Raw genomic sequence first — 22,599 nt, forward strand, 5'->3', positions numbered from 1 at the left:
CGTCGAACGTCAGATCGTTTCGGGGAGACTCGCGATTGCTACGTGCTGAAATGCCGACCGTTCTTTCAACCCGTGTAACGTTACCCACGTGTCACTAAATCCCTCCTCGACGAGGAAGGCGATGGCGAGTTCACCGACCGCTCCGTAGGTTAAGGAAGCGAAGTCCCATCCCGGTTGTCCACACGGGAACGGCCCGTTTTCCCGTGGTTTTCGAAGATCGAAAACTCCTCCGAGTTGCTCACGGGTCGCGCCGGCGATGTCGAACGCTTCCTCGTATCGGATCAAGGGTAGCTCTCGGTTATCAACGACCAATAAGCCGGGAGCATCGCCGTCGAGAAGCGGACGGATCGACGGTCTCCCGGCCTCGATGAGTAAATCCGCGACGTCGACGGTCGACCCCTCCCCGCTGATGGCATCAGTGTAGCGGAGCACGGCACCGCCGTGCTCGCTCGAAATCGTCCCCTCGTGAGCGAACTGTTCGGATACCGACGCTGGATTCGGATGATACTCTACGATTCCAGCAACCTGCAACTGAGCGTTGATACCCCGTGAGAGCAACACTCCGTCGAGGGTGATACTCGACGGGAAGAACAGGCGAACGAAATCATCGTCGTCAGTTTCGATCGAGGGGTGCTCGACTGCAACGGGGATGGGATTGAGCGGTAGATCGTCTAATTCGTTCAACGCGTCCAGAGCGTCTTCCGCCATCGAAGCGGGGATATCGATAGAAGCGGTGACGAGTTCGCCGGTGTCCTCGAACGGATCGTACGTCACCTGCCCGGTTAGAACGGCAATTCGTTCTCGGACCTGTTCGAGTCGACCACTGACGTGGCCGAGTCGCAATTCGGAACGACCTTTTTCGGTCAAACGGCGACCTTTCCCCGGTATCTTCTCCGTCAGCCCGGCCTCGTCCAACTCTGAGAGGAGGAGTCGAACAGTTCGTCCCTTGATGGAGTAGCCACGGCGGCGGAGTTGATCGACGAGGCGGATACTTCCGATGGGTTCGTAGTCATCGATCAGACGGAGTAGATCGTATTCCCGGTCGTTGAGGCGGTCGGGCATATTTTCCACAGTAGGGTGTGGACCGATAAGCGTACCCGTTATCTCAATCGAAGGGATCATTAACAGTAATCTATTAGTGTCGAAGGTGGCAAAGGAGTGCCATGGTTGTGTCACCCATTGACACCGGCGTACTCGTCCTCTACTTAATCGGTATGATCGGTATCGGCTACTGGGGATACCAAAAGTCGGAAACGTTAGACGATTACCTCGTAGCCGGTCGCAACATCCCCCTGTGGATGTACGTCCCGGTCATGTCAGCCGTCATCCTCGGCGGTGCATCCACCGTCGGCGGTGGGGGACTGGGATACAGATACGGCATTTCCGGCGCTTGGTTAGTCGTCACGCTCGGTATCGGAACGATCGCGCTCGGGTTCCTCATTTCGACGAACCTCGCGAACCTCAAAGCGTACTCGCTGGGGGAGGTGCTTGAACGCCGGTTCGACAAGTACTCCGGCACGATCGGTGCCGTGATCGCCGGTATTTACGCGTTAACCATCGCGATCACGCAGACCATCGCCGTCGGGAAGGTGTTGAGCGTTCTGTTTGGCTTCGAGCAGAATACGATGATTCTGCTCGCCGGAATCATCATCATCGCCTACACGGCCCTCGGTGGCATGCTCACGGTGACAATGACCGACTTCGTTCAGTGGTGCATTATGACCATCGGCATCTTCTGTATCGCGCTCCCGCTCGGTCTCGACTCGGTCGGCGGAATCTCGGGGCTCGCAGCATCACTCGACCCGTCGTATTTCTCCGTTACGTCGATCGGGTTGAACACGATCGCGAGTTACTTCCTCCTGTACGTTCTCGGCATCATGATCGGACAGGATATCTGGCAGCGCGTATTTACTGCGAACAGCGCCGAAACGGCCCGGACCGGAAACATCGCTGCCGGCGTGTACGCGATCGTCTACGGTATTGCGACTGCGCTGCTCGGGATGATCGCGATCGTCCTCCTCCCGTCGCTTGGCGATTCAGAACTCGCCTTACCCCGCCTCGTCCTCGAAATCGTCCCGGTGGGTCTCTCGGGGATCATACTCGCAGGCTTCGTTTCCGCGATGATGTCGACGGCGGACTCCGCACTCCTCGCGTCGAGTACCTTGCTTACGCGAGACATCTACGCGCGATTCGTCAATCCCGATGCGTCGGACGAGACATATTCGAACGTCTCCCGTCTCGTTATTATCGTACTCGGGGCGATCATGACGTATGCGGCGATCGAAATCGGGAGTGTCGTCCTCGCTCTCACGCTGGCGTACGATCTACTTACCGGTTGTATCTTCGTCCCGATCTTCGGGGCGTTCTTTTGGAAGCGGGCGACGTGGCAAGGCGCCCTTTCTTCGATCTGCGTCAGCGCGGGCGTCGTCGGCGCGACTATTTTGTTACTCGGCACCTCCTCGGACTTGCCGATTATATTCGGTCTTCTCAGCAGCGTCTTCGTCTTTGTCTTCGTTAGCATCCTGTCCGGGCCGCCTGCACCGGAGAAGCTCGAACGGTGGGTTCGGACCCTCAACGCATCGATCTCGGGCGAATAACGATTCGAACCGTTCGCGCACCGGGCGAGTATCGTTGTCGGGGGCGTGTTGCCGTTCCCTCGCGGAAGCGAATCGTCACACGTTTGCTTCGATTTCTCGAAAACGCTCTGTCAAGCTTAATCGTCGCCTGAATTGATTAATATAAGATATTATTCGTGTTATTGAGAGTTTTGATCGCTTAATATTTATAATAGCGTTTGGTTGTTGAACGCATGAGTGATGAGATAACGCGGGATAAGTTCGACCGCGTGCTGACGAAGCGGGATCTGTTCGTCCTTGCCGTCGGAGCGATGATAGGGTGGGGCTGGATCATACAAACTGGGTACTGGATCGACGAAGGGGGCGTCGACGGGGCGATACTGGCGTTCGTCCTCGGCGGTGTCATGGTATCCGTCGTCGGCCTCATCTACGGTGAGCTCGCCTCTGCGATGCCGTACGTCGGCGGTGAACACGTCTATAGCCTCCGTGCGCTCGGTCCGTTCGGCTCGTTCGTCTGTACGTGGGCACTGATATTGGGCTACGTCGGGGTCGTCGTCTTCGAAGTGGTCGCGCTCCCTTCAGCGCTCGCGTACATCGTCCCGGGGTTCAACGCGGTTCAGCTCTGGACGATCGCCGGCGAACCGGTTTACGCCACTTGGGTGCTCGTCGGCGGTGTCGGTGCGCTCGTGATGACGTCGCTGAATTACCGCGGTATCCGACCTGCAGCGCAGTTTCAGACCATTCTCACCCTTATTATCGGGCTTGCAGGTATCACGCTGGTCATCGGAGCCGTCACGAACGGCACCTCTCCATCGACGCCTCCATCGAGTGGGGTCGGAATGAGCGGCGTGTTTACCGTCGCTATTATGACGCCGTTCATGTTCGTCGGATTCGACGTAATCCCTCAAGCAGCTGGCGAGGCCGACGTCTCTCCCCGAACGCTGGGAATCATCATTCCCGTCGCCGTCAGCGTTGCGGCGTTGTTTTATATCGCCGTCATCTGGGCCTCCGGACAATCGATGTCGGGCGCACAGCTCGTTGAAAGTCCGCTACCTGCCGCCGCTGCGATGGAACGCCTGTTCGATAGTCTATTAATCGGACGTATCATGGCCATCGCTGGTATCGCGGGAATTCTTACGAGCTGGAACTCGTTCCTCATGGGTGCCAGCCGTGCCGTGTACGCACTCGCCGAGTCCGGAATGCTGCCCGAGCCGCTGAGCGAAATTCATCCCGAGCACAACACCCCCAAGAACGCGTTGCTTCTCATCGGCGGACTCTCAGTGTTGGCGCCCCTGTTCGGCGAGCAAATGTTAGTATGGATAGTCAACGCGAGCGGACTTGGTCTCGTTCTCGCGTGGGTGTTGGTGACCGTTTCGTTCTTCGTATTGCGTCGACGCGAACCAAATCTGGACCGTCCGCTCACGCTCCCGTACGGCCGTGTTTTCGGCGTACTCGCGTTCCTCTTGACCGTTTTCTTCGTCGGGTTGTACCTCCCGGGCGCACCCTCGGCGCTCTCGTGGCCCTTCGAATGGGGTATCGTTCTCTTTTGGACGCTGCTCGGCGCTGGCATGTACGCGATCTCGGGCACATCTTCAACTCACGAGCGGCCCGTAACGGAAGAGACTGATAACTGAATCCGATGCCGATTCCATCGAGGCGTTCCTCGATCTCCACGATTTAGTCAGACCGTGACGAACCTGTGCCGAGCGCTCTACCGGTCGGCGCGTTTCAAAAACTCGCATCTGTTAATCGGTGCGCTATCAATCGGTTGGCGTAATTCAGGCACATTGTAACAAAGGTGGATGGGGTGTGAAGCTTCAGTAGAGCATGCCCGGAGAGTTTCGTGACATCAGTCGTCGTCGATTCGTACAGGCAACTCTAACTTCGACTGCCGCGCTTGGCGGCGTTTCTTCGGTTGATGCCCGCCAGTCCACCAATTCCTCTCAGTACACCGTTATACAGGATGGGAAATGCATTCCCATCGAGCCGCTCACGATGTCGGGACTCCCCGTCAAACAGTTTTACGGCTATCGCACGCCCAGTACGAAACCACGCTCGTACAATTACGCCTCGTTTGGAACGGAAAACCTTCAGCGGTCGGAAACTAGCATTCTCTTTCTCTACAAGGGGCCAAAAGGGCTGAGTCTCGTCGCAATTCACGACAAAATTGACGCGGGCAGCGGAGGCGCAGTCACGTTTAGACTCACCAATCTCCCCGCTGATGGAAAATTCGTCGTCAAAGACGACGATTACAACGGTTCGACGAACGTGGACACATGGGACTATTCGACACACCGGAGCTGGAATGGAAAAAAGACCGCGACCGCCAGCATCAGTTGGGCATATTCGGCAGGGCGCTCGGACGGCATGGTCTATCGCGGCCTCGGGAACGATTTCGAGGTCACAATCCATCCCCAATTCAACCAACAGGCCATCCTATCGGGTCAAAACCAAGGGAAGATCAAACTGTGGCAAATCCTGTCCGGAAACGCGAGTAACCCTACGCGCACTAAACTGGACATGAGCAAACCGATTACGATCTCGTCTAAACCGTGCCAATCGAAGACGACGACACGACAGACGGCGCAGACGCCCCGGAATAAAAACGATAGCAAAGCCACGACGACCCAACAACAGTCACCGAAGAATACGAATACGGAACCGTCGTTCTTCGATCAGCTTTGGAACGACTTCTCCTCGTTTTTTAACCACATCTTCTAAGCATATTTACCACACACTACAGAAGAGCGTCGGGCGTTCGTCGGGGAACGAGTACACGGTCGAGCGTACGTTAGCGTCGACAGTGATTTTCGAACGATGGGATTCGAACGAGTGTCGGTCGATACAGAGGCGTAATTCTCCAGAATTCTTTTAGCTGCTCGTACCCTACGATGTGATATGCACCGCTCGCATTCGTGCATCAATACGACTGGGCAGTCGATGAGCGGCATCTCTCTGTTTTCATAGCTGGTGGCAGGGGTCGGTAAAGCGGCCTCACAGAATCGCCAATCGACCACTCACAAGCCATCGGTATACGATGTCACAAACAGACGATCTCCGCGAACAGATCGAGCAGCTCGAACCGCTCGCGGGCGACGGCACTGAACTCGTCACCGTTACCGTCCCCAACGGTAAGTCGTTGAATTCGATTCGAGAAAGAATCGCCCAGGAATATGCCAGCGCGGAGAACATCAAATCCGATCAGACGCGAGACCACGTCCAGCAAGCGCTCAAGCGCGTCCAGCGGATCCTCCGTCGATACGAAGACACACCGGAGAATGGACTCGTGGTCTACGCAGGTATCGTCGACGGAGACCTGATCTCGACTGCCTTCGACGACTTGCCTACTCCAGTTGCCGAGTCGACGTACCGATGTGACGATCACTTCGATCTCACCCCATTGACTGAAGCGGTTACTCCGGACGAAACCTTTGGACTCATCGTCATCGAACGCGGTGGTGCCGTCATCGGCCGACTCGTTGGGGAGCGGATCATCCCAATCAGGACGTTCGAAAGTCAAGTGATGGGAAAGTCCAGAGCCGGTGGGCAGTCTGCCCAGCGGTTCGAACGTGACCGTGAACGGCAAGTCCGTGAGTTCTTTCAACAGGTGAGTAACGTCGCTACTGACGCATTCACCGGTGACGAAGGGGCGGTCACCGGGCTTGTCGTTGGGGGCACGCTTGCAACTGCGAAGCGATTCGTCTCCAACGGCCACCTTGATCATCGGTTGCGCAACCGTCTACTCGGAACGTACTCAGTCGAGTATGCGACCGTTCAGGGCCTTCACCAGCTTGTCGAGAAAGCGGAGGAGCAACTTTTCGATGCCGAACAGCGCGAAGGACGCGAACGACTCGATGAATTTTACTCGCGGCTTCGTGACGGTGATCGAGTTGCGTACGGCGTTGAGGAGGTAGAGCGAGCGATCGAATTCGGGGCAGTCGAGGCAGTACTCGTTGCATCACCAGTATCACGAGACCAGCGCGAAGAGTTGGAAACGGCCGTAGAACAGCAGGGCGGTGAGGGCTATGTGATATCGAGTGATACCGAACGCGGATCGCAGTTTACGACTGCCTTCGGTGGTGTCGGGGCACTGCTTCGGTTCCCGGTGAACTAAGGAGCACGTATCCGATTTCCGGCGGCTTACGTCTTCCTTTGTAGTGGCCTCTTGGCAATAGTGATGATGTTTTTCCGTCCGATCTGCGTCTTCCTGATGAGCTTTTCGTCTTCCATCGCGGAGAGAACGCGGCTCGTCTTCGATTTTGACCATCCCGTTGCTTGAACGACCTCCCCTTGATACATTTTTTCATCGTTAGCCACGAGGAGCTGGAGGACCCGAACATCGTCGGAGATGTACTCCAGGGGATTTTGTTGGCTGCTCCGATCCGCCGATGGAAGTTCTTGCTCCAGTGGAGGGGTTTCTTTTCGCTCGGGATTCCGGTCGGATTCCGGCGGTGAAATGAGCGAAGTAGGGCTCCAATTCCATACGACCATTGCTGTCCCCGCGAGCGCTCCAACAGTAAGGAAAAGCCAGCTGGGATTACCGACATAGTCGCTGTTTAACGTCGATTCGAGAGGGTCTAAAAAATCAACGAACGGGATCAATTCGTAGTGTGGCAGCATTTTTATTCCTTATTACTTTCGCATCATATACTGGTAAATACAATGTAATAAAGGTTTCTTTGAGAGATACTGTCTCGTCCGCCCTCGGAGTTAGCGATGCTCACTACCCTGCTCGAAGTCTCCAGCAGCGTTTTCGTTGAGGGCTAAACGGGCGATCCAACGAGGAGGACACCTCATAATAGGAGATCCGTTAAGGGAATGGCTTATTGAGAACGGGCGGCAAAGGGAGCGCATGGGAGAGAGTACGTCGAGAGTCACACTCGCCGATACCCTGAGCGCGGTCGAGGAGGCGGCCGATGTCGGGACACCGTTCACAGCGAGCGAAGTCGCCGACGAGCTTGGCTGTGTCCGCAGGACGGCCTACGGGAAGCTCAAGGAACTCGCGGAAAGGGGGGATCTCCAGACCAAGAAAGTAGGGGCGCGCGGTCGAGTCTGGTGGCAAGCAAACTCCGAGCCGACGGCCGTCGGACGAAGTGACGTATCCGCGCTCAACCAAGTGCAACTCGACGAATTCATCGATTCGGTCACTGATTACGCTATCTTCGTTCTCGACGCCAACGGCCGTATCCGTTCGTGGAACGCCGGCGCAAGGCGCATCAAGGGTTACACGGAGGAGGAGATACTCGGCGAGCACTTCTCGACGTTCTACTCCGAGGAAGATCAGAAAGCCGGCATCCCTCAACGGAATCTCGACAACGCCGCGAGGGAAGGACGAGTTGAAGACGAGGGAATCCGCATCAGGAAGGACGGTACCACGTTCTGGGCGAACGTAGTCATCACCGCCCTCCACAATGATGATGGCGACTTGCAGGGCTTCGTGAAGGTAACACGCGACATGACCCAGCGCCACATGTACGAAGAGCGCCTCATGAAGCAGAAAGAGCGTTTCGAGGCGCTCATTAGTGAAGTCAAGGACTACGCGATCTTCTTGCTTGGGCCAAGTGGGACGGTTCGATCCTGGAACCAAGGGGCCAAGCAGATCAAGGGTTATACGGAAGAGGAGATACTCGGCGAGCACTTCTCGACGTTCTACTCCGAGGAAGATCAGAAAGCCGGCATCCCTCAACGGAATCTCGACAACGCCGCGAGGGAAGGACGAGTTGAAGACGAGGGAATCCGCATCAGGAAGGACGGTACCACGTTCTGGGCGAACGTTGTCATCACCGCCCTCCACGACGACGATGGTGATATCCGCGGTTACGCCAAAATCACTCGGGACATGACCGAGCGTCACGAATACGAGGAACGCCTGCGCGAACAGCGTGACGAGCTAAACGAGTTAAACCAAATTAATACGGTCATTCGGGACATCGATCAGGCCCTCGTTACCGCTAGGACACAGGGCGAGGTCGGCCAGGCCGTTTGTGAGCGTCTGGCGGCTTCGGATACATACTCGGCCGCGTGGATCGGAGAGTACAACGAAGATTACGAAGAAGTCACCCTAGGGGCACGGGCCGGCCTGAGCCAGGAGAATATTGAGGCCATCGAGACCACCGATGTAAACTTAGAAGACCCGACTGAGCGGGGGATAGGTGCGACCGCATTACGCACTCGGAGCATCCAGTCCGTTAGTCGGATCCGCGAGAATAACCCGAGCGAGGCGTGGCATGAAGAAACACTCGCGGAGGGGTTCGAGTCGGCCATTATGATCCCGCTCGTCCACAACGATGTCGAGTACGGCATACTGACGGTGTACGGTGAAAATGAGTCCGCTTTCGACGAGCGAAAAATTGCGGTCTTGAGCGAGATGGGGGAGACGATCAGTCACACTATCGCAGCGATCAGACGTAAGGAACGTGAACGCACGCTCACTGCCTTGCAAGAGTCCACCCGTGACCTGCTTCAAACCGAGTCCCCGGAGGAGATAGGCGACGTAATCGTCAACGCCATCACCGAGAATCTCGCGCTGGCCGACGCCTTGGTTTACCTCTTCGACACCTCGGAGAATCACCTCAAGCCAGTGAGCGCCTCGTTCCCGCTCAGTTCCTATAACAGCGAGCTAAAATCGCTCACTGTAGGGGATGACTCCCCAATTTGGAAAAGCTTCGTCGACGGTGAACCCCAAACTATCGAGGCATCTTCGATGTCGATCACGCTGTCGTCGAGGCTCGACGAAAGACAATTACTAGCGATACCGTTGGGGAACCGCGGGATACTCGTCATGGTCAATACCCGAGGAGAGACACTCGACCAGCAAACGCGGAACCTCGCCGGACTTATCGGGACGACCGCTGAGGCGGCGTTCGACCGCATTGAAAGCCAGATGAACCTCCGCGAACGCGACGAGATCCTTCAGGAGCGCAACCAGCGCCTCCAACGGTTGAACCAGATCAACACGGTTATTCGCGAAGTGGATCAGGCGCTCATCCAGGCCACGACGCACAAGGAAGTTCAGCGCGTCGTCTGCGAGCGGTTAACCGATAGCGATCGATTCCGATTTGCCTGGATTGGGCGAACTGACGATGCCGACGGAAGGCTTATCCCGGAGGCGTGGAGTGGAGACGGCCACGGGTATCTCGACAGTGTGTTGCTTTCAGAGGGTGACAATCTGACCGACCCGGCGATTCGGACCACTCAAACGGGCGAGGTCACGGTCATCCCCAACATCGCCGACGATCTGCGAAGTGGTCGGTGGCGGAAGGAAGCGTTCATGCGGGAGTTCCAGTCGGTTATTAGCATACCACTCACGCACGAGTCGGTGACACATGGCGTCCTTACAGTCTACGCCGAGCAGCCGGGGGTGTTCCAAGAAATGGAGCAAACCGTGTTTGCCGAGCTAGGAGGGACGATTGCCAACACGTTGAATGCCGTGGATACGAGGCAGTCGCTAGTGAGCGACGAGTGGGTGGAATTGGAGTTCCGTCTTTATGACGAGTCGATGAGTTTCCTCTCGCGGCTCGCCAGGCAAGCCGAATGCGATATTTTCTTCGAGGGATCCGTTCCGTTGTCGGGAAATCAAGCTCGGTTGTTTTTCACAGTCGACGACGCCAATCCAGACGACGTTCGCGGAGTGATCGACCGGGCGGTCACAGTTGAATCAAGTCGGTTGATCGCCAGTCAGGATGATGGACACCTATTCGAGGCTGTCGTCGGGGGTCCCACTATCCCATTGACGCTCTTAGAGCACGGAGCATCGCTTCGAACCCTCACCGTGTCCGAGGACGGAGTCCGAGTCGTCGTGGCTCTCCCATCGAACGCGGACATTCGAGGATTCATTGAACAATTCCAGACCGAATATGAAAGCACAGAGTTCCTGGCCCGACGTCGCCACGAACGCCCGGCGCACACACGGCAAGGGGTTCGAGCCAAACTCGAGGAGCAGCTCACCGAGCGGCAATTGGAGGTATTACAGACTGCGTACTTCAGCGGCTTTTTCGCCTCGCCACGCCAGAGCACAGGAAGCGACATTGCGGAGGTTCTCGACGTCTCACAGCCGACCGTAACGGAACACCTTCGCACGGCGCAATCCAAGATTCTCGATCTCCTCTTAATCGATTAATCGGCGAAAACGGAATCCGGTAAAATTTCGCTGAACCACCGTTCTTTCGTCGGTATCACGCACTAGCGGATCGCGGAGAGGACGACTCGATAGGGAAGGCCGATAAAGATAACCAGGATCTCGACGGTGGCTTATTTAATTAGCCGTTCTTTCCTTAGCTTCACGTTCCCTTCGATAGTTCGATGGCAAGTGGAGATGTGGACGACCATTCAATGGCAAGTCTAGGTGTTGACGAACGTTCGATGGACGAGACGGTGATGAGTGAGAGAGTAATAACGGCGGTCGCTGCCACAAAAGACACGAACCCGATAGACCTCGATCCACTCTACGAAGTGATTGAGCCGGATGCGCTCAATGATCTATACAAGCGAGATGAACTCGGGCGAGCAATATCGCCGGAGCGCGTAGAATTCACATACTGCGGATGCAGGGTGGTCATCGAGGGGGAAAATCCAGTCACAGTCTCGGCGACAGCATTAGAAGAATTGGAACACTCTCCAAATGATCATGGACGATAGAACTGACGAACCGCTAGTCTCACGCTCGCACGAATTGCGGGGCGTCGACTGCCCTTCCGAGACGAACGATTTCTGTTATTTCAAATAGGAGTAATTGCTGTAAAAATGCCGGAAGACTACACGATTCGATGTACGAAATGTGATTGGAGAGCAAGTACAAGGAAGAAAGTGTCAAAGTACGAGGTGACTGTACAAGCAATCGGACATTACATCGAAACAAATCATTCGGTGCAAGCGACGCACGCTCAAGAGCCGAAATCGATCGATATTTGGAATCAAATCAGTATCTGGTGACCCCTCCAGTACTGATGACACTTGGGCACGGTTACTGCCCAGAGTGTCGTAACGACTGAGAAAGGCTGTAAGATCGCCTGAAGAATGGCTTAAGGAAAACCCGATGAGCGTGCTAACGTCTCGGCAGACGTATTAGGTGAACATCACGATGCACGCACCGAATCTAAGTGCGGTCGACCAATTGGAAGTGATTTACGCATCTTTTGTAACTCATGCAAATCATAGTCCTTGATGAGGACTTTATGATTGCCGAGCGGAATCAAGACTGTACGCGCCTGGGTGATCAGGATCTTTCCAACCCTCTTTGCCGCTCCAGGATTCGACGTCAAGACGATAGACGGCCGTTCGATCGATGGACTCCTGAGCGATTCGCTCATAATCCTCGCCTTCGGTCAGTTGCGGTGCGAATTTCTCCATGAACTGCTCAAGAACCTCCCGTTTTTCCTCTCTGTCAGCGAGCAAATCAATGGTTCCGTAGGCGACCACGCTTGAGTATTCGACGGTGAAGTTTACCGGTTCGTCAGCCGGAATATACCGCCCTCTCTCACTCGTTGTGAAGGAAGCGCGCGGCTGGTCGTCGCTCTCAACGAGATCGTGGGCACGTCCCGCCTGTGCCCCGTGGAGGTAAATCACACCCTCATCTTGATTATAGACGAAGAGCTGTGTCACAAGATGAGGGATGTCGCCATCTATGAGACCGAGCACACCCGTTTCTTGGTCGGCGAGAAATTCAGGTATCCATGTCGGATCGTCGATCGCCTTTCCTTGATAACGGATAGCATCGGTGACGTTTCTGGGCGTATTTTCGGTCATCTCTACCGTAGCAGATAGGTACGGTAAAAATAGTTTTGAAAGTTATCCTATATGATCGCACGCCCCACTTAGGAGTCCTTTGAGAAAGGGTTCGACCGAAGAATTACGGCCGAGGAGATCTTCTGCAGACCGCTCGCAAGCAAGTAAGGCGAAGATGAAGAGTCGGGAAAATCGATTGGTACCTTAACTCGATTCTCCAATTATTGGCCTATACATCGAGTAGATCACCAAACTCGTGGAGATAGAGGGCATCGAAGGGAAAGAGAACGCCAACGACGTAACCGTCAAGCTCTCGGACGTCATTCGACGTATGCGCGACTGATTCCATTCAGCGAGGCGGTACACTCGATCAGATCTATCACGTCTTCAATCCCATGTGTGGTTTCGGTGCTTGTCAGATGGATGTACGGCGACGACCACATACTGGAACGCTGCGAAAAATCAAGACCAACCGAATCGAACAACCACACGCGCCATGCCCGGAATCACGATCGAAGAGAGCTGTGGGAATTCGCCCAGAACGCAGTTCCTCTCGGACTTTTACGTTGCGTTCGCAGAGCGCGACGAGGAGGCGATTCTTTCGATGCTCACCGACGACGTTCGGTTGGCGATCATCGGTGAGGAAACGCTCGACGGAAGACAGAGCGTCGTGGACTCGATGGATCTCTTCCTCGACGGTGTCTCTACGATAACGGTCGACAACATCATCACCCACGGTGATATGGCAGCTGCGACCGGTGTCATAACCGCCGAGAGTGGAGAAACCCACGCATTTTGCGAAGTGTTCAAATTCGAGGGACACGCGAAGGACGCAAAAATCGAGACGATCGACTCGTACGTAATCGAGACGATCTAACTGAATCGGAAATCGCCCTGTAACGGTCTTTAGTCTACCTCGCACATCCCCGACTATGAACCGCTTTCACGCAAACTGAAGACCCGGACTGCGGAGAGGTGTCGGCCATCGGTCACCTTTGTCACGTCGTCGATCGAGACGACGTATTCCCGATAATCGTCAGTCACCCGACCAGAAACCGAGGAGTGCACTTACTTGTCGGCGTGTTGAACGAGTCGACATGGCCGCCCAGGTGTTGGAGGGTGAGGGCACCGATCGATTAGAGGCGATCAGCGACGGCGTATTTGCGATTGTTCTCACGCTGCTGGTTCTTCAGTTCGAAATTCCCGACGTCCCTTCAGAGCAAGCGGAGACGAATTTGCTTCCCCGCCTGCTCGCGCTCCAACCGCTGCTGTTCAGCTATCTTCTGAGTTTCTTCGCCGTCGGTCTGTATTGGGTCGTCCACCAGAACCTCTTCCAGACCATCGAACGCCACGACCGTATTCTGCTTTATCTGAACCTCCTCTTTCTGCTCACTATCTCATTCCTCCCGTTTCCGACCGAATTGATCGGCACGTACTCGACCCGACTTGCGTGGGCCCTCTACGCGACGAACTTTGCATTCGTCGGAGTGACCATGACGGCGACGTGGTGGTATGCCGCCTGGCGCGGGTTCACGACCGACGAGATCAGCGCACGTCATGCTAAACTGATCTCGATTCGAGGTCTCACCGTTCCCGCGGTCTTCCTCCTGTCAATCGGTGTGAGCTTGGTCAGCCTTCAGTGGGCGTACTGGACCCCAGTGCTGATCGGTCCGTTACAGGCCCTGTGGGTGCGGGCGTATCGCGCCATGGAGGCGGACTTGGAGCGAGAGACATGAGCACGAGACGGAGAATCCGACAGTGCCCTCGGTGATTTTTACTGCGGTTCCGGGATTCCACCCCTAACAGGTGCGAAGACAAGTAGTATACAGCGATGCCAGTGGAGCATTTTGACAGCTTGGTCAAAATCGACTTTTTACCTGCTATCGGTTTTCTAATTGGAGTTTGCTAGCATCGAAACACGGCAACGCCGAGCATTCATCCGATTCCCACCATGCCCACCTCTATGATCGCGCGAGGTAGTACGGTACAGACCCCCCAGAACACCCCGAGCGGATCGTATCCTGGCGAACATCGCTGTCGCAATTGCGGAGCATTCGTTACGCGAGACTTCGTGCGTGTGTTCGGCACCAACGACGACAAGGTATTCGGGTGCTTCGAGTGCATGCACGCGACCGACGTGAAGCGGGGCGGGGCGCTCCACCCCAAATGATACGTTTCGTTGTCCGGACCGCCACACCGGACGAAGCCCCCGGTATCTGCGATGTGGGTCGTCGTTCGTCATCGGAGTGAGCAGGGATGGCTGGGTTCGAGAGCTTGTAAGATGACCCCTGCTTCGAGTGGTGAGACTCAGTTCACGAGCCGTGATTCGGTGATTGACGGAATCATCCACGTGCTGATGGACCTACTCCGGGGCGGTTGCGAGCTCGTCGATACCATGCCGGTCGATGTGGACGTTGATATCCTCGTTTTTCGCCCGCTGCGCCGCAGCATCCACGAGTCCGCCGGTGATGGTTCGCGTCTCGCCGCCTGTCGCTAGGGTGAGCGAGGGCGGTTTAGAATCGAATTAGTAGCGGCGGTCGTTTTCTTGCTCCGACAGTAGTCCTGCAGCCTCGAGGATACTGCCGTGCACGAACACGTTCGTGGCGCACCGTTAAACCGAAGTCTCCCAGCCGTGTTTTCATCTAGTAGTACGATAGGCCCGTGGAAAAATAGCGATGCTTCTCGCTTAGCTCTCCAATGTCGCGTCTAGTGTGATTTCCGGCCCGGCCAACGCCTTCGAAACCGGACAGTTTTCCTTGGCACGCTGGGTGAGGTCGTCGAAAGTGTCCTGTTCGATGTCTGGAATCGCAGCCTCCAGCGTCAAGTCGATACGCGGAATCTCGAATCCCCCGCCATCGGCTTTTTCGAGGTGGACATCTGCCGATGTGGAGAGCCGATCGGGCGTGTATCCCTCGTCTTCGAGGAACGCCGTTAGTTGCATCGAGAAACAGCCGGAGTGGGCTGCACCGATGAGCTCTTCGGGATTCGTCCCAGGCTCGTCTTCGAACCGGGTCGGAAACTTGAAAGTGCCTTCGATTTGTCCGCTTTCGGTCTCGAAGTCACCGCTCCCGTCCTTTCCGCCTTGCCAAATCGTTTCAGCTTGTCTCGTGGTCATCGCCACGCTAGGGTATGGGTGGCGAACGTATGGAAATACCGGCCACGACCAGCGGCTAGTCCCGCAGCACATTTCACTTTGTTATTCCATCGGCTCTGTCGACAAGCCATCACCGAGAAGGGGCGAGGGGTTAGTTCGGCAGCGTTTTGCGACCCGTTTTCGCGCACTCGTAGGATGGGAAGCCGTTGAGACCGTCACGGTCGTACTCGGCCGGTTCAGCTTCCTCCTCGCTCTATTGTCCTCCGAGGGGAACGCGCGTCCCGTCGGTCGCGTTCTCGACGGCAGCCATGTGATTACAGAAGGTGTTGCAGAGAACGTAGTACGGTGAGAAATCGAGTAAACGGGAAATATTATCTCGATCCAAATTCTTTGGCTACTGCCTCAGCGTGCTCTGAGATTTCCGTCGAGAGCTGTTCATTAACCATCCCCTTGTCATAATCTTCCACGTGTCTACAGACGACATTTCGGAGACCAACACGCCCACCAGCCGTTCGCGGATCCGCACTCGTCTCATACTGGGCTACTTCCTTTCCCTCATAGATAACCGTATAACGGCATGGCTTCGAGGCCCCCGTTGTCATTTTGACTGACAAGGATTCATCCAAATCAATAACTACCACTGTTACCACCGCACCTCATCGCCGACACCAAACTGTCCGGATTCAATAACGGACGCGTTGAGCCCGCCACGATGAACAAGGGCTTCAGAAAGTCCCTTTTCGCCGACGAGTGACTGCATGTAACCACATGGTTCACAGAGCTGGATACCTTCACAGAGGACTTCGCCGACGGTGAATGTTTGGCCCACAAGGTGATTGAGTGGTACATTTCGTGTTGTTACGTTTCGACGATGCGCACCCGACGGGATTTCGATACTTGTCTCCCGTTCGACCGCTGCCAGTGCCTCGGCTTCAATGAAAGTAACGTCACTCGCCTCCTTCACTTCTCGATTCGGATCCTCGTCAAGGAAGTTCCAGAGGCCGCGTTCCTCGAAGTACCGGTCACCACGGAGTCCTCGTCCCGCGACTGCTTCCACGTCCTTACGCGCTTGCATCGGATCTCCGCTGTCGGGAGCAACGTGAATCTCCTCGACTCGGGCGAGTTCCATACAGTTTCTTTGTGGAAGTGTATATTGTAGATTTCGAGAAGGGTGAAAATGTACATATTGGATGGTCGGACGGGCCAGCGCTTCGTCCTGGCTCACTGCCTTCGTCTATTAGTATAACACGCAACGTCCACAACAATATGCTATTTAAGATAGTGCCACTGTATATTCCTTCAAATGAACGACCTCATCCAGAAACTTTCAGGAACGCGCTCGCAACCAACACAACGGGGAACCTTATGCAATCTCGCTGAGGACTCTGGAGCACGCGTCTTCAGCGTGCTGTCGTCGGAAACAGCGCGGTTGATTTATCTATATTTGCAGAATACAACCGCTACTGCGTCAGAAATTGCTGACCAAGTTGATACCTCAATTCAGAACGCACAGTATCACCTCAAAAAACTCATGGAGGCAGAGTTGATTGAGGTTGCTGATACAGAGTATTCCTCGAAAGGAAGCGAAATGAACGTCTATGCGGCAACTGATGATCCACTCATTATTGTGAGTGGTTCGGAGAGTCGTCTCGAAAAAGTACGCTCCCGCCTCTCTGATCTTCTTGGCGGAGTTGGTCTCTTAGTTGTGGGCAGTCTCGTAGTCGAATGGTTGGCCAAGCAAGAATTGCTTGACGTTAGTTCCGTTTCGACAGGGTTCTTGAACCTTGCAAGTCCAACAAGCGCACCAACCGAGCCAGAACCTCTGTTGTGGCTACCACCAGGCCTCATCTTTTTCGCGGGAGGACTTACCGTCCTGCTTGGTGCCTTGGCGTGGAGCGCACTCCAGTCAGAATAGTCGGTAGAGACTTTCCACAGGGTGATGCTCTTCGTCAGTTGACGGTGCTTGAGCGCTGTGATCGGTTAAATCGCTATTTGAGTGTACGAGACAGTTAATGAGAACTGCAAGAATGAGTTAGTATGGTTCGCTATTCGCGACGGAAATTCCTCGCAGTAGGCGGCGCTTCTGTAGGTGTTGGCCTAGTTGGCACACAAACGGATGGATATACAAAGGCACGGATTACCTCGGTTCTATCGCCACTCCCTGGGATCCGAGCGACTGGAAAGCCGCTTACTGTCCGTCAACGAGTTACAAGCAGGGATGTCGAGTATCTGCCTGACACGGATGAGGTTCGTATTGTAACGGCACGAAATGCTGATGGTCCGGTCGAGTTTGCGACACGATCATTCGAATGGTGGGCTGAATTCGAAGCGGGGTCGATTGCAACACGTACAGTCCACCGGAACATTCCAATCAAATTCGGCACTGACGAGGACATTTCATCGGCACTGGGATCCAAAGATGATCAGCCATACGTGACTGTGTCTCCAACCGGACCGGCGATGACACGCAAAGAGTTGGTAACAAAACTACCGAATCACGTGACTGTGACAGTCGTGTTTGCCGCAAAGGAATACACGACCGATATTCCGGTAATTGTTGGAAAGCGCCAAGAGGTCGTTCAGCTATAGGTGGCCCTCATATTGACGGGGGGCTCGGGAGAGCAATCAGAAACAGCGAGATTCGGCGTTAGTATAAGATACTAGCTTATCATCAAAGCAGAATCCGGTAGAACGAGTGAGGGCAATGAGAACTGTACCAAATGGCGACGAAAGGGAGGCGAGTTCGTTCAAGAACGGTAGCCAGCAGATATGCCGAGATCATGGAATCGCTGGAGCCCTCCATGACGAGTGAAATTGCAGAGAACCTTGGGTGGCCACGTCGGACAGCCTATAGGGTTTTGAACGGGCTTACCGAAGAGGGTGAGACTCGCACGAAGAAGCCGGAAGTACGGCGGGTGATCAGGACTCGAATGGATTAGCGGCACTCTGACCCTGTTAAACCACGGATTGGCCGATCACGATCCGCTCGCCCTCATCCGATACTCGAAAAGAAACAGCACCAACTCGTCACGGCGAAAGTAGCTGGCACGAACTGGACATTCGCTCACGCAGGGAGACATCCGCACCACCAACCTAACGCTCGCAGTTAACGTGCTATATGGAGAGCGTATATCCAGCTATCGCTCCCTCCCGCTGTCGGTGAGCCGTGACGGTACCGTCGGGAGTGTTGTACGTGGCGTTCAGTGAACCGTCTCGGGACTTGACCCCGAGACACTCACTCTGTTCAGCCTGTAGAAGGCTGCTAGTCCGAGCATTTAATCACCTGTCACCGACAGCGATAGGTATGGGTTACCATCTCATCGACCCGAACGATCTCGACCAGTGGGACGACCGTCCGACCGATGTCCGATCGCTCAGCGTTGCAGCAGGATACGACTATCAAAACTCCAAGCTCGGTCTTCGGGTCTACGAACTCGCTCCCGGTGAGCAGTCCGGGCTGAGCTACCACTACCACGACGAGCAAGTCGAGGCATTCTACGTTCTCGACGGGACGCTTCACGTCGAAACCCCCGACGAGACGTACGTCGTCGAATCCGATCACGTCCTCTTCGTCGATCCTGGGAGCCCGCAGCGAGCGTTCAATCCCGAAACCGCCGAAACGGCCACGCGGATCCTCGCCATCGGGGCACCGTCGGTCGACGACGCGCACCCGTACGAGCCAACTGACGATGCGTGATCCGTCTTTCCACCGTGGGCGAGAAACTCCGTCAAGGAACGACTAGGGTGGGAGACGGCTCGACGAACATGGACTCCGTGTTTATGAGAAGTTCGGAGCGTGTGTCTTCCGTGGGCGTCTCCAACACACCCGGTGACTGGCAGAAACAACGTACTGAATAGAGGGCGCGTACCTTATAGATCGATTTTTCTACGGTAGCAGATCTTACATCGCCAAGAACCCCACCGGTCACAGCGTCACCATCTCATCGCTTTATTGTCCCGGGCAGATTTCTCGTACCGTTTCGATCCTAAAGAGTGGTATGTGATATCCGTCGATTTCACCCGCTACATCGAACCCACAAGTGCCGGTGAAGACCCGTCAAGCGGTATCGTACTAATTTATGCACGCCGGTTCTAATCGCCCACGCCCATCGACGTAGACGAAGAGTATAACGGGTAGTGTCTGTGTGCCGGAGAATCCGGAGCATTATAACTAATATGCCGTCCGTGTTCATTGGTACCGTGCCTGATACTCAACGAACAGCGTACCTCCGTCTGGTGTTGATGATTCAATTGCTCTCTTGGATCGGGCTCCTGGTGCTCATCTGGATGGCTGCAAGTCTCGTGTTCTAAAGGGGCTCGATATCTTTTCTTCACCACCTCGGGAGTGTCGCCATAATGGCGTACGTTGGTTTGACGTATCGATTAGTTAGAACAGTCACGCGAACAATGGATTAAAGGTCTGAAAGCGCGAACGGATGGCAATGAATAACAAGCATGCAGTACTCGCCATTAAAAAATTCGCCCTTGGGTTGGTGATCGCGCTCGTGCTCTTTGCCATCTTCAAGTCAGTGTTCCCACCGTTTGCAGTCGGTCTCACTTCCGCCTTCGTCGGCGGATTGATTGCGTACGTTTACTACGGTGACGCCTGAGGCGATGGCTGGAACTGGCGAAAAACTCGTGAACTCATCTGCTGCAATAGTAGAGCACCGTATCACTGACGCATAGATCGGATTTCCCAATACTAACTCGAGATACCATCCAGCGTGATTAGTGAGCACAACTCTTCTTCGAACGACAGGAAGAGTCATGATTTCGGGAGAGTATTCTGTTTTTGCGCTACCCGTTTGATCGTTTGTCAGTAGGATTGTTAACTAGGTCGAACGCTGCTGCCGAACTTCGCTTGCTACGTTGATGCTTCAGCGACGAATTCCGTGACTATCCGTTTTTCGGCCCGTTGCAGTAATTTACTCATCGACGACTTGTTAATCTCGAACGTCTCTGCTAACTCGGCGAGCGTACAACGACGAGACGCCTCGTAGTATCCGCATTCGACTGCTTCGGTGATGACCTGCCATTGGCGTTTCGTGAGTACATCATTCGGATGGTATGAGTGAGTCAGCGAGACGATTTCGTACGGTATGCCGACCGCTGATAATTCGTCCAAATACCCCGATAGATGCTCTTGTGAGGCCGTTAATTGGGCCGAATACCACCCGTCGTGAAGGCGAACGGGGTACTGTGGCACAATCTCCGATGATATTAATGCATTGTATGACTTCGTCATTCGGCTCGTGAACTGGAACACTACCATCTGATCGTCCGTGTGGAGAAGTTTGCACGACTCCACCTCCGATATCGCCTTGATATCGCTCACGATACCTTCACCGTCTGGCAACCGTACTTCAACGATTCCGAGCAGGCCATTGTCCGTGGGAATCGTTGCTGATACGTTGAACGTCGTGTCCGGAAATTCGGTCGAGAGAGTAGCCAACCAATCCTCCGTTGCCGCCGCGTTAAGTTTCAGCCGTAGATGCGCCATGTCACTGTAACTTAACCGCCTGATACTTAAACACGGAAACCGGTTTCCGAGTGATTCTACGATAATCGCACGTCAAATACGAGTATTCAGAATGAAAACCCGAGACGAAACGCATGACAACGTCGGCGAAGAGCGTACGACGAGCCTAAAATCCAGTCTCGATGGAACGACGGCGATCGTAACGGGAGCATCGAGCGGAATCGGAGAAGTAATCGCGAAGCGGTTTGCGGAAGACGGGGCCAACGTCGTAATCTGTTCGCGCGAACAGAACGACGTCGATTCCGTCGCCGAGCAAATCGAGGAATCGGGAGGGAGAGCAGTAGCTGTCGAATGTGACGTGACTAACCGCGAAGGGGTGGAGGCGCTTGTCACCACGACAGTTGACGAGTTCGGCTCGGTGGACACACTGATAAACAACGCGGGCACGCGATTCATGACCGACTTCGATGCCATCTCGGAGGACGAATGGAAGACAGTCATCGACGTTAATCTCCACGGGACGTACCACTGCACGCAGGCGGCAGGCGAACATCTCAAGAAAGGAGGTGGGTCGGTGATTAATATTGGTCTTTCCAGCGCCGCTAGTCAGCGCGGAACTCCAGGTTTGAGCCATTACAGCGCCGCAAAGGCGGCCGTTATCAACCTCACGACGACGCTCGCTTACGAGTGGGCGAGTGATAACGTTCGCGTCAACTGCATCGCGCCAGGATTTGTCGCCACTCCAGCCGTCGAAGCAGGGCTAGGATTTTCTGCGGCGGAGATCAACCGTAATGACGTTCAACGTTCGATTGCGCTCCCCGAAGAGATTGCTGATATTGCGCAGTTCCTTGCAGGTCCTTCGTCGTCCCATATAGTCGGTGAGACGATTACCGTGGACGGCGTCCCACGGATCGAAGAACCACCGGAATTTTAACCACTTCGAGCGTGAAATCGATGCTCGACCTCCCGGATTCGTAAAGAGTTGTCTCCCGATTCGACTGGCGAGATTATCACGCCAAATTTTCTGTTTACTACTCCCGGATACAGCGTGAGGCAGCAGCTCTGCTTAAATATTTGACGATCGGGGGTGAAATCCGACGGGTCGCCGTCCTCGGAAGCGGATTTCGTTTGAAGTCCGACCCCGAGTAGCCTCTCGGAGACGACGGCTACGCCGCATTGGCGGCCTCGAAGGCGTCGCGAATCCCGTCGCTCGGCGCGAGTTCGTCCAGTTCACGTTGGATGTCCAAGTCCGAGTCCAATTCCCCACGCCGTTGCAGGGCGGCCAGTCGAGCGAGATACGAGAGTCGGAACAGCCAGACAACGTGGTCGATGTCATCAGCTGATTCGATATGGAACGTCGTCGCATTCGAGTTTGGAACCACATGGTGTTCCTTTGTTTGACCCTCCTCGATCAGCCGATCTCGAAGCGGCTTCGGATACCCGATATCTGCCAGCCTCGGGTGGAGATGACCGATTTCGCTACCAGCGACGTTGAAGCTCGTTGAATTGAACCGGCCTTCGCCCAATTCGACGTGTGGCCAAGATGCGACCACCTCGGTGATCTGATCGTTCGGTCTTCGGGACCGAGCGGACTCGTCGTCTTGCATGTCAAGCACCCTTAGGTATTATAGGGCGGGCAACGAGATAGCTGTTGTTCGTCGTTAGGCTTCGCGCGAATCGTCCGTTCTCTCAGGACTGGAGCCACGCCTTCGTCGGCAGTGAGCGGT

General features: G+C 55.0%; 22 protein-coding genes. 15 read left to right on the forward strand and 7 right to left on the reverse strand.

Translation table 11 applies throughout. The features are described 5' to 3' along the window. Positions 1-9 precede the first annotated feature (9 nt). Positions 10-1,062 (reverse strand): NrpR regulatory domain-containing protein, encoded by a 1,053-nt coding sequence (locus LIX00_RS19395; protein ID WP_227356202.1) that lies wholly within the window; start codon positions 1,060-1,062, stop codon positions 10-12. Between the two features lie 101 nt (positions 1,063-1,163). On the opposite strand from LIX00_RS19395, the gene LIX00_RS19400 reads away from it, so the two are divergent. The 4 genes from LIX00_RS19400 (at position 1,164) to prf1 (ending at position 6,690) form a co-directional block, all read left to right on the forward strand. Next, entirely contained in the window at positions 1,164-2,597 is a 1,434-nt protein-coding gene (locus tag LIX00_RS19400) for a sodium:solute symporter family transporter (RefSeq protein ID WP_227356203.1), read from the forward strand. A gap of 212 nt (positions 2,598-2,809) precedes the next feature. Next, on the forward strand, positions 2,810-4,210 hold the full coding sequence (locus LIX00_RS19405) for an APC family permease (protein WP_227356204.1): 1,401 nt from the start codon (positions 2,810-2,812) through the stop codon (positions 4,208-4,210). 193 nt (positions 4,211-4,403) lie between these two features. Continuing rightward, entirely contained in the window at positions 4,404-5,297 is an 894-nt protein-coding gene (locus tag LIX00_RS19410) for a hypothetical protein (RefSeq protein WP_227356205.1), read from the forward strand. A gap of 316 nt (positions 5,298-5,613) precedes the next feature. Then, entirely contained in the window at positions 5,614-6,690 is a 1,077-nt protein-coding gene (gene prf1 / locus LIX00_RS19415) for a peptide chain release factor aRF-1 (RefSeq protein WP_227356206.1), read from the forward strand. A 26-nt stretch (positions 6,691-6,716) separates the two neighbouring features. Here prf1 and LIX00_RS19420 read toward each other — a convergent pair whose 3' ends face one another. Further along, on the reverse strand, positions 6,717-7,196 hold the full coding sequence (locus LIX00_RS19420) for a helix-turn-helix transcriptional regulator (protein WP_227356207.1): 480 nt from the start codon (positions 7,194-7,196) through the stop codon (positions 6,717-6,719). A 232-nt stretch (positions 7,197-7,428) separates the two neighbouring features. Between LIX00_RS19420 and LIX00_RS19425 the strand changes: the two genes are divergently transcribed. After that, on the forward strand, positions 7,429-10,695 hold the full coding sequence (locus tag LIX00_RS19425) for a PAS domain S-box protein (protein WP_227356208.1): 3,267 nt from the start codon (positions 7,429-7,431) through the stop codon (positions 10,693-10,695). 182 nt (positions 10,696-10,877) lie between these two features. After that, positions 10,878-11,213, forward strand: coding sequence for a DdfA family disk-determining factor (ddfA, locus tag LIX00_RS19430; RefSeq protein WP_227356209.1), 336 nt, complete (start codon positions 10,878-10,880; stop codon positions 11,211-11,213). Positions 11,214-11,747: 534 nt separating this feature from the next. Here ddfA and LIX00_RS19435 read toward each other — a convergent pair. Further along, entirely contained in the window at positions 11,748-12,320 is a 573-nt protein-coding gene (locus LIX00_RS19435; protein WP_227356210.1) for a pyridoxamine 5'-phosphate oxidase family protein, read from the reverse strand. 475 nt (positions 12,321-12,795) lie between these two features. On the opposite strand from LIX00_RS19435, the gene LIX00_RS19440 reads away from it, so the two are divergent. From LIX00_RS19440 to LIX00_RS19450, 4 genes are all read left to right on the forward strand, one after another. Then, the gene (locus tag LIX00_RS19440) at positions 12,796-13,176 is read left to right on the forward strand and encodes a nuclear transport factor 2 family protein (RefSeq protein WP_227356211.1); all 381 of its coding nucleotides are present in this window, start codon (positions 12,796-12,798) and stop codon (positions 13,174-13,176) included. A 220-nt stretch (positions 13,177-13,396) separates the two neighbouring features. Further along, positions 13,397-14,035 (forward strand): TMEM175 family protein, encoded by a 639-nt coding sequence (locus LIX00_RS19445; RefSeq protein WP_227356212.1) that lies wholly within the window; start codon positions 13,397-13,399, stop codon positions 14,033-14,035. 227 nt (positions 14,036-14,262) lie between these two features. After that, positions 14,263-14,469: a DUF7563 family protein gene (locus tag LIX00_RS26375; protein ID WP_438267097.1), complete on the forward strand. Its 207-nt coding sequence runs from the start codon at positions 14,263-14,265 to the stop codon at positions 14,467-14,469. A 159-nt stretch (positions 14,470-14,628) separates the two neighbouring features. Further along, positions 14,629-14,796, forward strand: a complete 168-nt coding sequence (locus tag LIX00_RS19450; protein WP_227356213.1) for a hypothetical protein — start codon at positions 14,629-14,631, stop codon at positions 14,794-14,796. A gap of 189 nt (positions 14,797-14,985) precedes the next feature. Here LIX00_RS19450 and LIX00_RS19455 read toward each other — a convergent pair whose 3' ends face one another. Continuing rightward, positions 14,986-15,414, reverse strand: a complete 429-nt coding sequence (locus LIX00_RS19455) for an OsmC family protein (RefSeq protein WP_227356214.1) — start codon at positions 15,412-15,414, stop codon at positions 14,986-14,988. A gap of 622 nt (positions 15,415-16,036) precedes the next feature. Beyond that, positions 16,037-16,468 carry an MOSC domain-containing protein gene (locus LIX00_RS19460; RefSeq protein ID WP_227356634.1) on the reverse strand — a complete coding sequence of 144 codons (432 nt, stop codon included), beginning with the start codon at positions 16,466-16,468 and terminating at the stop codon, positions 16,037-16,039. Between the two features lie 228 nt (positions 16,469-16,696). Between LIX00_RS19460 and LIX00_RS19465 the strand changes: the two genes are divergently transcribed. From LIX00_RS19465 to LIX00_RS19480, 4 genes are all read left to right on the forward strand, one after another. Then, positions 16,697-17,308, forward strand: coding sequence for an ArsR/SmtB family transcription factor (locus tag LIX00_RS19465; protein WP_227356215.1), 612 nt, complete (start codon positions 16,697-16,699; stop codon positions 17,306-17,308). An 805-nt stretch (positions 17,309-18,113) separates the two neighbouring features. Next, on the forward strand, positions 18,114-18,332 hold the full coding sequence (locus LIX00_RS26380; protein ID WP_438267098.1) for a helix-turn-helix domain-containing protein: 219 nt from the start codon (positions 18,114-18,116) through the stop codon (positions 18,330-18,332). A 365-nt stretch (positions 18,333-18,697) separates the two neighbouring features. Next, the gene (locus LIX00_RS19475; protein ID WP_227356217.1) at positions 18,698-19,090 is read left to right on the forward strand and encodes a cupin domain-containing protein; all 393 of its coding nucleotides are present in this window, start codon (positions 18,698-18,700) and stop codon (positions 19,088-19,090) included. Positions 19,091-19,829: 739 nt separating this feature from the next. Further along, positions 19,830-20,003, forward strand: coding sequence for a hypothetical protein (locus LIX00_RS19480; RefSeq protein WP_227356218.1), 174 nt, complete (start codon positions 19,830-19,832; stop codon positions 20,001-20,003). Positions 20,004-20,257: 254 nt separating this feature from the next. On the opposite strand, the gene LIX00_RS19485 is transcribed toward LIX00_RS19480, so the two are convergent. Continuing rightward, on the reverse strand, positions 20,258-20,893 hold the full coding sequence (locus LIX00_RS19485) for a helix-turn-helix domain-containing protein (protein WP_227356219.1): 636 nt from the start codon (positions 20,891-20,893) through the stop codon (positions 20,258-20,260). Positions 20,894-20,984: 91 nt separating this feature from the next. Here LIX00_RS19485 and LIX00_RS19490 point away from each other — a divergent pair, with 91 nt between their 5' ends. Next, a complete protein-coding gene (locus LIX00_RS19490) occupies positions 20,985-21,806 on the forward strand; it encodes an SDR family NAD(P)-dependent oxidoreductase (RefSeq protein WP_227356220.1) in 822 nt (273 codons plus the stop codon). A 232-nt stretch (positions 21,807-22,038) separates the two neighbouring features. Here LIX00_RS19490 and LIX00_RS19495 read toward each other — a convergent pair whose 3' ends face one another. Then, positions 22,039-22,479, reverse strand: a complete 441-nt coding sequence (locus LIX00_RS19495; RefSeq protein ID WP_227356221.1) for a luciferase domain-containing protein — start codon at positions 22,477-22,479, stop codon at positions 22,039-22,041. Positions 22,480-22,599: the final 120 nt, after the last annotated feature.

Source organism: Haladaptatus salinisoli, assembly GCF_020614375.1.
GTDB lineage: Archaea > Halobacteriota > Halobacteria > Halobacteriales > Haladaptataceae > Haladaptatus > Haladaptatus salinisoli.

Coding starts and splice junctions, on each gene's coding strand:
- LIX00_RS19395 (WP_227356202.1), bottom strand. CDS start 1,062: ATGCCCGACCGCCTCAACGACCGGGAATACGATCTACTCCGTCTGATC.
- LIX00_RS19400 (WP_227356203.1), top strand. CDS start 1,164: ATGGTTGTGTCACCCATTGACACCGGCGTACTCGTCCTCTACTTAATC.
- LIX00_RS19405 (WP_227356204.1), top strand. CDS start 2,810: ATGAGTGATGAGATAACGCGGGATAAGTTCGACCGCGTGCTGACGAAG.
- LIX00_RS19410 (WP_227356205.1), top strand. CDS start 4,404: ATGCCCGGAGAGTTTCGTGACATCAGTCGTCGTCGATTCGTACAGGCA.
- prf1 (WP_227356206.1), top strand. CDS start 5,614: ATGTCACAAACAGACGATCTCCGCGAACAGATCGAGCAGCTCGAACCG.
- LIX00_RS19420 (WP_227356207.1), bottom strand. CDS start 7,196: ATGCTGCCACACTACGAATTGATCCCGTTCGTTGATTTTTTAGACCCT.
- LIX00_RS19425 (WP_227356208.1), top strand. CDS start 7,429: ATGGGAGAGAGTACGTCGAGAGTCACACTCGCCGATACCCTGAGCGCG.
- ddfA (WP_227356209.1), top strand. CDS start 10,878: ATGGCAAGTGGAGATGTGGACGACCATTCAATGGCAAGTCTAGGTGTT.
- LIX00_RS19435 (WP_227356210.1), bottom strand. CDS start 12,320: ATGACCGAAAATACGCCCAGAAACGTCACCGATGCTATCCGTTATCAA.
- LIX00_RS19440 (WP_227356211.1), top strand. CDS start 12,796: ATGCCCGGAATCACGATCGAAGAGAGCTGTGGGAATTCGCCCAGAACG.
- LIX00_RS19445 (WP_227356212.1), top strand. CDS start 13,397: ATGGCCGCCCAGGTGTTGGAGGGTGAGGGCACCGATCGATTAGAGGCG.
- LIX00_RS26375 (WP_438267097.1), top strand. CDS start 14,263: ATGATCGCGCGAGGTAGTACGGTACAGACCCCCCAGAACACCCCGAGC.
- LIX00_RS19455 (WP_227356214.1), bottom strand. CDS start 15,414: ATGACCACGAGACAAGCTGAAACGATTTGGCAAGGCGGAAAGGACGGG.
- LIX00_RS19460 (WP_227356634.1), bottom strand. CDS start 16,468: ATGCAAGCGCGTAAGGACGTGGAAGCAGTCGCGGGACGAGGACTCCGT.
- LIX00_RS19465 (WP_227356215.1), top strand. CDS start 16,697: ATGAACGACCTCATCCAGAAACTTTCAGGAACGCGCTCGCAACCAACA.
- LIX00_RS26380 (WP_438267098.1), top strand. CDS start 18,114: ATGGCGACGAAAGGGAGGCGAGTTCGTTCAAGAACGGTAGCCAGCAGA.
- LIX00_RS19475 (WP_227356217.1), top strand. CDS start 18,698: ATGGGTTACCATCTCATCGACCCGAACGATCTCGACCAGTGGGACGAC.
- LIX00_RS19480 (WP_227356218.1), top strand. CDS start 19,830: ATGGCAATGAATAACAAGCATGCAGTACTCGCCATTAAAAAATTCGCC.
- LIX00_RS19485 (WP_227356219.1), bottom strand. CDS start 20,893: ATGGCGCATCTACGGCTGAAACTTAACGCGGCGGCAACGGAGGATTGG.
- LIX00_RS19490 (WP_227356220.1), top strand. CDS start 20,985: ATGAAAACCCGAGACGAAACGCATGACAACGTCGGCGAAGAGCGTACG.
- LIX00_RS19495 (WP_227356221.1), bottom strand. CDS start 22,479: ATGCAAGACGACGAGTCCGCTCGGTCCCGAAGACCGAACGATCAGATC.